The sequence below is a fragment of the Microcoleus sp. B13-B6 genome (assembly GCF_036705405.1).
Taxonomy (GTDB): Bacteria; Cyanobacteriota; Cyanobacteriia; order Cyanobacteriales; family Microcoleaceae; genus Microcoleus.
Window position 1 is genome coordinate 155,668 of sequence record NZ_JAUBUJ010000003.1, and the last position, 12,592, is coordinate 168,259.

At 47.6% G+C, this 12,592-nt stretch carries 3 protein-coding genes; 1 reads left to right on the plus strand and 2 read right to left on the minus strand.

Annotated features, from left to right (window positions below):
* Position 1: 1 nt before the first annotated feature.
* Positions 2 to 262, plus strand: a complete 261-nt coding sequence (locus QUB35_RS02635; protein WP_333139113.1) for a DprA-like winged helix domain-containing protein — start codon at positions 2 to 4, stop codon at positions 260 to 262.
* Here the strand turns inward: QUB35_RS02635 and QUB35_RS02640 are convergent.
* Both QUB35_RS02640 and QUB35_RS02645 read right to left on the minus strand, forming a co-directional pair.
* Positions 200 to 7,054, minus strand: coding sequence for a DUF4347 domain-containing protein (locus tag QUB35_RS02640; RefSeq protein ID WP_333139104.1), 6,855 nt, complete (start codon positions 7,052 to 7,054; stop codon positions 200 to 202). The genes QUB35_RS02635 and QUB35_RS02640 overlap by 63 nt on opposite strands.
* 502 nt (positions 7,055 to 7,556) lie before the next feature.
* Positions 7,557 to 12,592: calcium-binding protein (locus QUB35_RS02645; protein ID WP_333139106.1), on the minus strand; the 5,036-nt coding region annotated here is incomplete at its 5' end.

Here is a 12,592-nt window from a genome sequence, read left to right on the forward strand (position 1 = left end):
GATCGCCTCTGGGCCGATTTCTTTTAATACAATTGTGGAAGCATCTCGATTAGAAGCGGGAACAGTTTCTCGTATACTTTTGCAGTTGGAATTGTTGGGATTAGTTTCTATGAGACAGGGGTTAAAAACCCCTGTCTTACTCTCGCGCTCACGAGTTTCTCGGAAGGCAGAAATCTGGGTAATAAACCCGAAATCGCTCTTAAATCAATCCGAAATTAACGGCACTGATACTGGTAGCCGAAACTCCGGCCAGAGAAGCTAAAATCTCCCCTGTTTGTGCCAACCGGATTAAAGTTGCACCGCTATCTTGAGCAATTGCCAATTGCGAGAAACTCAACCCATTACCCAATACTAACAAGTCTTGACCGACTTCAAAATCAGTAATCGTATCAGTACCGGAATTGGTAGAGAGTAGGAATTTATCTAATCCCATTCCTCCAGTCAAAGTATCCATTCCCAAACCGCCATTGAGCAAATCATCGCCCTTACCTCCGTAAAGAATATCATTACCATCATCGCCATTCAAAATGTCAGCACCACGGTTGCCAAATAAGACATCATCACCGCTACTTCCAAGCAAAGTATCGCTACCTTTGCCACCGAAAACCGAGTCATTTCCAATGCCGCCGTCGAGGGAATCATTGCCCCTCATCCCCATCAACACATTATTTCCGCTGTCGCCAGTCAGGATATCGTCGCCATTAGTACCGAGAATTGCATCCGGGGAATTGCTGCCCAAATCAGCATCGCCGCTGACAACAGGAGTGGCAATCCCAGTCGGCAATACTACAGCTTCAATTCTGCTATCTAAAGCAGTACCAGTATTGTCAGCAACTAGCTGGGAAATAGGTTTATTTCCTGTACCAACTTCTTTGAAGTCTTGAGTTGTTGGGCCCAAGGCTACTTGTTGGAGGCGGGCAAGTGATTCAGGAATTGATGTTGCTGTTGGGTTGGAGACAGCCGCATCAATGCGCTGATTTGCTGTTGCCATTACTGTCGCGGATTGCGATGTAATTTGGCTGACTTGTTGACTGTTGAAACTGGGGTCTATTTGCTGGATTTTCGCGGCAGCTTGCTGAATGATTGGTTCTAAGGCTGCGGCATTGCTGAGGTTTAAGACTGTACCGGATTGAATTTGAGCCGTAATTGAACTGACAACAGCCTTGACAATATCGGTATTGACTACACTGGATGCACCGTCCATCAAAGCGCTGGTTTGGGTGATGAAGTTTTGGACTTTCACCATTGCGGCTAAGACTTGGACTCCGCCCGGTTGATTGTTATTGGTAGCTAAGATAGGGTCTAAGCTAGTTAGGTCAACTTCAGCGGGGAGAGAAAGGGCTGCTTTGACTAAAGATTGGGCTTCTTCTGGTTCAATTCCTTTGTCGATTAAGTCGGCGATTAAGCTGGTTAGGAGGGTGACTACACTCGCATCTGGTGGTGCGGTGACTGGTGTTTCTAGGGGTAAGCCGGTGGCGGTGTCAATGCCTCCTGTGACAACTAAATTTCCTTCTGATGGGTCGATTTCTCCGTTTTTGTTGGTGTCGAATGTCTCGAAGGGGATATCGAGATTAAACTCACCGCTGCTGTTAGTTGTGGTGGATGGTTCGTTGGCATCGAGGATGCCGTTTTTGTTGGCATCTAAGAACACAGTAGCACCGGAGATATAACCGTCAATTGCGACGCCAGAAAGGCTGTCGGCGCGGTACAGGTGGAAGAAGTCACTGACACTGGCACCCGCATTGTCCGTTGCTGTCACCTTAATTGGCACATAGAAGAATGAGGGAACATTGCCAGCATTCAAATTCACGCTAAAGGTCAGAGTATTCGGGTCGAAGGTCAGCCAATCGGGTGCAATGAAAGTGCCGGTATTGGGGTCGAAGGTCAGCCAATCGAGACGGTTGGGGCCGAAGGGTCCGTTGGGATCCGGCTCTGGAATTATTGAGTAGGAGTAAGTGAGGCTGTCACCGGGATCGGGATCAGTAAAGGTGTTGGGAGCAAGAGTCACACTGAAGTCGCGGCGGGGATTGGGACCACGTTGATTCAAGAGGGGATTAGTCACCACCGGCGGGTTGTTGTTGAGTGTAGATTCAGCATCGATAATTTTCAGACTGGCAGTGTTTTGGGTGCCAATAATGGAATTATCCCGATTGGTGATCCGAAACGCAATTTCTTCTGTTCCCTCAACTTGAGCATCCGGAAAAACGTCAATTGTGAAAGTTTTGGTCTTTTCGCCTGGGTTAAATGTGATTTCAGGAAAGAAATTGGGGGTATTCCAATCTGTTCCGAAAGTCGCTGAACCAGTAGGAGGTTCTAGGTACACCCTGGAAAAGCTGTCTATATTCCCCCCTGTGCGAGTGAGGGTAATTTGTTTCTGAACGATTCCTGTGCGACTTTCATTGACTTGGTAAGTAGCTGGGGAGAAATTAATTGTAGGAGGCCCCTCAGCATCGAAAATTTGCAAGGTAGCAGTGTTTTGGGTGCCGATATTGACATTAACCCCCCCATTGGCGATCCGAAACGCAATTTCTTCTGTTCCCTCAAACTGACCATCCGGTAAGATGTCAATTGTCAAAGTTTTGCTATTTTCGCCTGGGTTAAAGGTGATTTGAGGAGAGAAATTGGGCGGAACGTTCCAATCTATTCCCAAAGTAGCTGAACCAGTAGGACGTTCTAGCCACACCGTGGAAAAGTTGCTTTGATCCCCAGTGCGAGTGAGGGTAATTTGTTTCTGAACGGTTACTGTGCGACTTTCATTGACTTGGTAAGTAGCTGGGGAAAAATTTACCGTGGGAATACTAAGAATCTGATCGTTGCGAGGACCACCAGCAATCAGATCGTTAGATGGCGGTATGGTGTTACCCCTGTTAACAACAGTCGCATCCGGTGCATTGAGGCCGTTGTAGTTACTATCGGCACTCACAGCAGGGGCAGTCACAATCTGATAAGTCTTATCGCCGTCAAATACTCGATCGTTGACACCCGTTACCGTAACCGGCTGCCACTGATTCCAATTAGCAGAATTGAAAGTAATTGATTCCGTCGAAATTACTCCCTCTGCCTCATTGCTGCTACGCAAACCAATCGTTACATCCGCAGTCGGTTGGCGGTTGAGTTTGATGGTGAATTGGTCTGTGCCACCTGCTTCTGTAGTTACTAATCCCGATGCCGGACTAATAACAATGCCAGGACTTCCAAGTATCGGCGTGGGCGTCGGTGTTGGAGTACCAGTTGTCGGCGTCGGCGTCGGAGTGCCAGTTGTCGGCGTCGGCGTCGGAGTACCAGTTGTCGGCGTTGGCGTCGGAGTGCCAGTTGTCGGCGTCGGAGTTGGAGTGCCAGTTGTCGGCGTCGGAGTTGGAGTGCCAGTTGTCGGCGTCGGAGTTGGAGTGCCAGTTGTCGGCGTCGGAGTCGGAGTGCCAGTTGTCGGCGTCGGAGTCGGAGTGCCAGTTGTCGGCGTCGGCGTCGGAGTACCAGTTGTCGGCGTCGGAGTCGGAGTGCCAGTTGTCGGCGTCGGCGTCGGAGTACCAGTTGTCGGCGTTGGCGTCGGAGTACCAGTTGTCGGCGTTGGAGTCGGAGTGACTGGCGTCGGCGTCGGAGTCGGCGTGACTGGCGTCGGCGTCGGAGTCGGCGTGACTGGCGTTGGCGTCGGTGTTGGCGTGACTGGCGTTGGTGTTGGCGTGACTGGCGTCGGCGTCGGCGTGACTGGCGTCGGCGTCGGCGTCGGCGTGACTGGCGTCGGCGTCGGCGTGACTGGCGTCGGCGTCGGCGTCGGAGTGACTGGCGTCGGTGTTGGCGTGACTGGCGTCGGCGTCGGCGTGACTGGCGTCGGCGTTGGCGTGACTGGCGTCGGCGTTGGTGTTGGCGTGACTGGCGTCGGTGTCGGCGTGACTGGTGTCGGTGTCGGCGTCGGAGTGACTGGTGTCGGCGTCGGCGTGACTGGTGTCGGCGTTGGCGTCGGTGTCGGTGGCGCTACATCATCATTAGCAATAGTTGTGGTAGCGGTAGCAGTGGTAAGTGTCGGTGTAGAATCTAATACCGAGGGATTTGACAGCGTAACCTCAAGGGTTTCATTGGCTTCGATCGCCGCATCGCCTAAAACATCCAGAGTAATGGTTTTCGAGGTCTCGCCCGCTGCAAAATTAATCGTACCAGTCGCAGCAGTTGCACCGGATGTGCCGCCGATGTTGTTGTAATCGCTGACGTTTGTAGCAGTACCTGCGATCGCATAATCTACTGTGCTCGCCAAGTCAGTGCAACCGCTGCGGGTAACAGTAAAAGTGGCAGCAGTTTTGCCTTCATTGCCTTCTGTAACGGTTGCAGTACCAGCGCTAATCGCGTAGTCGATCGGATTGAGCAGAATTGTCACCTTGCTAGCACCCGATCCGATGCGATCGCCTGGCCCTGAAATCACCCTGTTAAATCCGGCGTAAATCTCGGAATTGACTGGCCCAGTAGCATCAGGTTGACCGTTGAGGGCGTAAAGATATGGGGAATTCAGGCTATTTTTTAGCCCGCTTTTGTTATCCCACGCAAGTTGTTCGTTGCTCACTTCTAACTCGACGCGGGAACCATTACTCACAAAGTTAGGCACATTTCCTGGGGTAAGTTCTCCGCCAGGGGGTGTATTGTAGTCATTCCCAAAAACTGCCATACCCCCGTTAACAATCTGCATCTCGGCATCGCGGCTGTTAGTGCTGGCATCCCCTCCATAGCCATCGTTTGACGCTGAGTCGCCGAGATTTACCGTCCATCCTGACGGAGTTTTGTCGTATTCAACGATGAATTTCGCTTTTTTGATCTTGCCGTCAAAATTGATTTTGGCGACTGCTTCTAACCAACTGTCTGCGTTTGAGTCGGTAGGGGTATTTACTAGAGAAATAAACTGGTTTGGCCCACCAGTAATTGCGCCTGTTTTGAGGTCTATTTGGTACGGACTCAGGCTTGAAGGTTGACCGTTAGCCGCAATAGTTAGTGTGGTTTGTTTGGTTGTACCGGCAACGCCACCGGTGATTGTGCCAAAGTTGAAGATTGCGGTTTCGGCATTTTCAACTATGTTGTCGGGTTTGATAGTAAATGCAACATTCTGGGTGAGTGCGTCACCTGTTGCACCTGCGGGGAATGTAATCGAGGTAGGCGAAAAGGTGTAGTCTGAATTTTCGGTGGCACTGCTGCTGGGGTCGATGACAATAGGCACTGTTACAGCAGCGTCAGGAGTGGCGCTGATAGTAACGGGAATATTGACTACTGTATCTGCGGTTCCTTCACTGCCACTGTAAGTTGCAGCCCCGAAATTTACCGCCGGGGTTGTATTAAGCAGAATCGAAACGTCGTTAGTCCAATAGTTCGACGTGGCTAGGTCAAGATTCCCATCCGCATTCAAGTCTGCCGCAGTGACAGTCCAGGGATTTGACCCCAAGCTATAGTTGGCGACAGGGCTAAAAGTACCAGTGCCTGTCCCCAACAGAACCGAGAGGTTATTAGCCACAGGGGTCGAGCTGCTAACACCGTTCGCTGTAGCTAAGTCAATTTTGCCGTCGGCGTTAAAGTCACCTACAGTAACGGAACGAGGCCCTGTCCCCACAGCAAAGTTAGTGTTAGTCCCAAAGCCACCTGTGCCATTCCCTAACAGTACCGATACATTATTAGAGCCTTCGTTGGCTGTAGCTATGTCAGGGTTGGCATCCCCATTAAAATCTTGCACAGCAACAGAATAGGGGTTTGTTCCCACACTAAAATTAGTGGCAGTGCCAAAGCTACCCGTGCCTGTCCCCAATAGAATCGAGACATTGTTTGAGGTAAAGTTCGCCGTAGCTAGGTCAAGTTTGCCGTCTTTGTTAAAGTCGCCTACAGATACAGACTGGGGTTTTGTCCCGACGATAAAGTTCGTGGGATCACTAAAGCTGCCTGTACCTGTCCCTAATAGAATAGAGACATTGTTTGAGTCAATGTTGGCTGTGGCTAGGTCAATCTTGCCATCTCCATTGAAGTCGCCGGACGTAACTGACCAAGGACTCGACCCGACGTTAAAGTTGGTAGCTGTACCAAAACTGCCTGTCCCTGTTCCTAACAAAATTGAGACGTTATTACTCCCCCAGTTGGCAACGGCTAGGTCAAGCTTGGTGTCTCCATTAAAGTCTGCCACCGTCACAGCAAAGGCATATTGTCCCACAGGAAAATTAGTGGGAGCACTAAAGGTGCCTGTACCTGTCCCTAATAAGATAGAAACGTTAGCGACACGATTCGGCACGGCTAAGTCAGGCTTGGTGTCGCCGTTGAAGTCTCCTACGCCGACGAATTGCGGCTGCCCCCCCGCGCCAAAATTAGTTGCAGCACCAAAACTATTCAAAACATACTCGTAACCTGCTAATACTTCGGCTTCAAATGTCAGCGGCGTTTCTATTTCCCCGGTTCTGACTTCCAGTTCCCAGTCGCCGCCTTTGGCTACACTTCCCGTGAGGTTTTGGGAAGCTGCAACGTTTGTATTTGTGAGTTGGGCAATCCGTTGGATGAAGGCTACACCGTCTATATCTCTCGCCTGTTCATCATCTATGGCGTATTCATCCGATCCGCCGTTCGTTTCAACCCCCGTCTCATAGCGAAAGTCCTCGCTTAGGGACTGTTTATTGAGGTTGTTACCAGTCGGTTTCAACCGACTTGAGCTTTGAGACAGGGAATTCATTCCCTGGCGGACTTTCGGGTAAGCGCCAGAGGCTGATGCGACATTACAACCGTAAATCAGAATGTCCGCATCAACACTTAAAGCACTCCGCCACTGCTGCAATTTCTCGGAATAAGTTTCCACATTATCTGCACTCAAGCAGCCATTACCCAATTGCAAGCTACCCGGAGCACCGTGAGAAACAATGTGAATGCTGTCAATATTTGTCCGAAGAGCTAAAATTTCAGTAATTTGGTCGATCGCATCTTTATTCCCATCCAAAACGACTACTTCCGTACCCGGTTTTACCCCTGCAATCAAACTTTGATAATTTTCAACTTTAGTATCGATAAAGACGATCGAACTTGGAGAAACTTGATTATTTAAATTTGGCATAATGCACCTACTAATAGCTAAAAAAAGACAATAGTTTCCCTGTTTCGCGACTTGCATCCGAAACACTTTCTGAAGGTTGTAGTAACCATAACTGTTTTTTTAGAGAATATCTATAAAGTTTTCTTTATAAACACCTTTTTATTTAAAGTTTTGATAAAGATGGGGAATTTTATTAAGTAATATTACGGATAAGCCAGCGCGAGGTGGATGAGATAACACAAAAACATTTCAATAGCAAGTGTCATTATACTGAAATATTAAGAACGGGATTTTTGATACATATCTGCCATGCGGTTGGGCCGTTCGTTTCAAGCCCTAGCGGACTTTCGCAAGGGTGGGGGCGGGTTTACGGGATAATTGGTATTAGGCAATTATTTCCCGTAAAACCCGCCCCTAAAACTTATTCGTTACCATCTTTACGGGCGATTCCCTACGGGATAGCTTCGCACGCGCGGACTTACTTCAAACTCCGATAGAATAAGTGCTTGAACCCACATCCTTCTTAAATCAATCCGAAATTAACGGCACTAATACTGCTAGCAGAAACTCCTGCCAGAGAAGCTAAAATTTCCCCTGTTTGTGCAAACCGGATTAATGTTGCATCGCTATCTTGGACAAGGGCCAATTGCGAGAAAGTCAACCCGTTACCCAATACTAACAAGTCTTGACCGACTTCAAAGTCAGCAACAGTATCAATACCAGAATTGGTAGAGAGTAAGAATTTATCATTGCCTACATCCCCTACTAAGGTATCATCGCCCAAATCGCCACTGAGGAAATCGTTACCCTGACCTCCTAGCAGAATATCATTGCCTTGACCGCCGTAAAGGGTATCGTCGGCTTTTTCACCAATTAGGATATCTTCACCCCGATTGCCAGAAAGGAAATCACTAGCCGCACCACCAGTCAAGGTATCAAAACCCTTTCCGCCGTAAAGCGTATCGTCACCAATTCCACCATCTGTTAAGTCGTTCCCCTGATTGCCATTCATCCAATCATTGCCATCAAGGCTAAACAGCAAGTCATTTCCTTTTCTACCGCGCAATATATCATCGCTAGCGCTGCCCATGAGGGTATCATCGCCATCGGTGCTTTCGGTAGTATTTTCCCCATCTTTAACTAATTCAATACCGCTTTCTGGGAATGGTTCATCGGGTGTAGATGGTGTACTGGAGTCATCAGTATCTAAAGTATTACGGACTGTTGGATTGTTAGCTGTCGCCGACTGAATTTTGGTATTTAGAGATGCACCAGTATTTTCGGAAATCGCCGACTGAATCGTTTTATTTCCGGCTGCGACTTGCAGTAAATCTTGGGCTACTTCTCCTTGTGCAACTTTTTGGATGCGGGCGATTTCTGTCGCGGCATCTGAGGGCGAGGAATTGCTGGATGCGATCGCCTTTATTCGCTGATTTCCCTCGGCAATAATTTGGGCAGCATCCGAAGCAATACTAGAGAGTTGCGGTACTTGCAGTTGACTCGTCGCCGACTCAATAATCGCCTGCACTTGTGTGGAATTGCTGAAGTCGAGAGTGCCAGATTTAATTTGATTGGCAACCGCAGAAATTACGCTCTTGGCAATCTCATTTTTCGCGGTAGTTGAAGCACCGGTAATTAAATCGGTGACTAAAACAATGGTATTTTGTACCTGAGCGTGTGCTGCATAAACCGCCACACCCTTGGGATCGTTATTGGCGATCGCCTCCAAAGGATCGTAGCTGCCCAAATCAACATCAGCCGGCAGACCCAGCGCTGATTTCACTTGAGTTTCAGCAGTTTCAGGGTCAGTGCCTTGCTGGGCTAACTCAGCGATGACGGTAGTTAAAGGTGTCACCACCTCTGACTCTGGAGTAGAAGACAACTGTGTCTCTAGGGGCAAATAGGTCGAGATATCTATCCCGTCGGTGATGACAATTTTACCTTCGGTATAGTCGATCTTGCTATCTTTATTGTTGTCGAATTTTTCTAGTTCTATCGTGAGGTCGAAGCTGCCATCAGGGTTGGTAAAAGCGAAGGGTTCATTATCATCTTGCAGCCCATTGAAGTTGGCATCGAAGAAGACTGTTCCACCAGTGATGTAACCATCAATGGCGCGACTCTTGCGCGTCGAACCACTTCCCAATCGGAAGTCAGCCAGTTTTATTTCACCTAGGCGCCTCTTGTAAGCTGTTTCCCAGCCATCCCAGAAAGTCCAATACTCAGCCTTAAAATCTAGGGCAGCTTTCACGTCACCATTAACTTCAAACAGGCTCAGGGGGTTGCTGATGCGGGAAGTAATTTCGGAACCGCGAATTTTGCCATCACCCGTTCCTCTAAAGGGAACAAACCCTTCTCCCACGTCGAGCAAGTCTAATTTAGCATTAGCCTTAATTCCACCCGTGAGGTAGGCATTTGCCACTGCAATATCAACTCCGCCCCCAGCCGAAATACTAGCATTAAGCTTGAGTTCATTAACATCCGATCCTGTACCATCTGCATTTTCGCGATCGCTTACATAAAAACCATCAAGAACTTTATAGGCATCTGAGGCATTAAAGCCAGATTGTTTCCATTGAGAAAGTCCAGAGGTATCAAAGCCGAAACCAAAGTTAGCTTTAGCTTCAAAGTTTCCCTGTAACTTGCCGTTGACACCTACATCTACAACAGGAATGGAGTAGATAGGAAACTTTCTATTAATACTGAAATTAAAATCGAGCTTTGGCACTTTATAGTCGAACAGGTTGACATCTGGTTTACCCATCAGCAAGTCGATGGCAACTTGAGGCTCTCTCAAGATAGGAAAACTCAGCCCATCCATCTTGTCAAAGAGGGAAAGCAACTCTTGAGTGTTGCCCTTTGAATTTGATTTAGCTTGGTCAGTGGGAGATGTGGCGGTTTTGGTTTGAGTTGTATTAGCAGTTTTGGTATCAGCATTGGGATCTGTGGCATCGAAATCGATCGCGTAGTCACCTAAATCTATAGCAATTTTCTCCTCTTGAGATGAAAAACTATTGAGCAAATCACTTGCTTGGCCGATGTACTGAAGGGCATCTAGGAATCGATCATCGATCGTTGTGCCTGTGAGAGTCGCACCCATTTCGATCAGCGTCACCTTGCCATCGCGGTCTTGGTCGAAGAACTTCCTGATCGCCTTGAATTCAGACAGCAGTTTAATATCCTTCTCCAGTGCATTGATTATAGGAAGAGCCGGCTTCACAACATCATTGACTTTGGTGATGACAGGTTTAGCAAAACCCGTAATAAAGCTTCCCAAGTCGAGCTGCATATTCTTGAACTCAACACTGGGTTTTTGCGGCCCGGTTAATTCACCGTTAGCGTAATTGACGATCGGCCAATTAACTCCAAGGTCAAAGTCAAAGGAAGGGATAGCTGGATTGCCGTTAACGCTAGTTTTAGCTTGCAGACCGAGATTAGCACTACTATTTAAGGTAGGATTCAATAAGTCTGACAACTGATAGTTGCTAGTCAGTTCTGGGAAGGTTAGGCGAGATCCGTCATCAGCACCTCCCAAATTATCTAAATCTTTTAATTTGACGGCAAATTTTGCTTCAACTTTGGTAGGATTGTCCTTATTGTTGGCAAGGTCTACTTGGAAAAATCCTAATTGACCTTTGGCATTGAAATTATTATCTAGACCAGCTTCTACATTTGCGTCCAGTTTGGTTTTGTTGGTGTCAACATAGAAGCCAAAATCTTTATTGACGCCAAATCCTAATGATAAGTTACCGTCAAATTTGGATTGTGCTTTGCCATTTACGTCCAAACCTAATGCTGGAAGTCCTAAGTCTCCAGAAAGGTTAACATCTGGGAATTCATAGTTTTTGTCTAGGGAAATTTGCAGATTAATGTCATCTGGAGTACCGTTACCAATTACCCTCAAACTAGGCCAATCTAAAAAGCCAAAGAGTTTTTTGGAAGGAAAATATTTGGTTAATCCTGCTTGTAGGTTGTTGGCAATTTGTTCAGAAAATTTCTGGGCAAATTGAGAAGTTAATTTTGCCCCTAATGCTTCGGAGTTGAAATTGCCATCTAGCGAGTCTTGGACAAGAGAAGTGAGGGTTGAACTGAGAGTACGATCGCTAACTAACTTCAACTCATTTATTGTACTCTCCTTGACTGTATTCAGGAAAGTCAAAGCACTAGAATCTCCGGGAATTACATCTTTTAATTTCCCTAAAATTGGCAGTTTTACTTCCAGTAAATTTTGATTGAGACTGTCTTGAAGCTGAGTCAAGCTTGTTTCCAACCCTTGTAATGTTTGCCCCCAGTTAAAAGAGGCGTTATCGATGTTAATTGTTGGATTTTGCGGTGCAGTTAATTGACCGTTGGTATAATTAATAGCCTGCCAATTAGCGCCCAGGTCAAAACTTAAGGAAGGAAAAGCAGGATTGCTGTTAATGCTAGTTTTAGCTTGGAGACCGAGATTAGCGTTAGCAGTTAAGGTAGCATTGAACAAATCTGCTAACTGATAGTTACCACCAAGTTCTGAGAGAGTTAAGCGAGATCCATCATTCGCACCTCCCAAATTATCCAAATCCTTCAAATTGACGGCAAGTTTAGCCTCAGCTTTAGTGGGTTTTTGAGGATTATTATTCAGGTCAAGTTGTAAAACGCCTAAATTAGCTTGCCCCTTAGATTTGTCATCTATTCCGGCGTCAAAATTAGCTGTAAGCTTGGTTTTGTCGGTATCTATGAAGCAACCAAAATCTTTATGAACACCCACAGCGATCGCCAAATCAAAATTTGCTGTGGATTTAGCTTTCCCATCCGTAGTCAAACCTAATCCAGGCATCCCTAAATTTTGGGCTAAATTAGCATCGCTTTGATATGCTTTACCCAGAGTAATTAGTAAAGTGCTTTCCTCTTGAGTAGAATTGCGATCGACTTTGACGTTGAAATCAGCTCCAAGTACATTGCCCAAAGTAGTTTCTAACTGCTCGGTAGTTTGATTTACCCCATTTTTAACCGCATCGACTAACTTATTTTTGAAGCTGTCAATAAAATTGGGGGCAATGTTCTTGAGGGAACCAACTATGGGTAGTTTAATTGTATTTAGCTGGTCGTCAAGGATGTTTTCAAGTTTGTTCAATCCAGCTTCTAAGCCACACCAATTATTCTGTGTGTTGATGATAGCAGGGGGTGTCGGTGTCGGCGGCGTCGGCGGCTTGACTATAACTGGTGTCGGTGTCGGTGTCGGCGGTGTCGGCGGCTCGACTATAACTGGTGTCGGTGTCGGTGCCGGCGGTGTCGGCGGCTCGACTATAACTGGTGTTGGTGTCGGTGTCGGCGGTGTCGGCGGCTCGACTATAACTGGTGTTGGTGTCGGTGTCGGTGTCGGCGGCGTCGGCGGCTCGACTATAACTGGTGTTGGTGTCGGTGTCGGTGTCGGCGGCTCGACTATAACTGGTGTTGGTGTCGGTGTCGGTGTCGGCGGTGTCGGCGGCTCGACTATAACTGGTGTTGGTGTTGGTGTCGGCGGCGTCGGCGGCTCGACTATAACTGGTGTTGGTGTCGGCGGCGTCGGCGGCTCGACTATAA

Bases quoted from the DNA above. Each gene is read 5' to 3' on its own strand.
- QUB35_RS02640 (WP_333139104.1), bottom strand. From the start codon at position 7,054: ATGCCAAATTTAAATAATCAAGTTTCTCCAAGTTCGATCGTCTTTATC.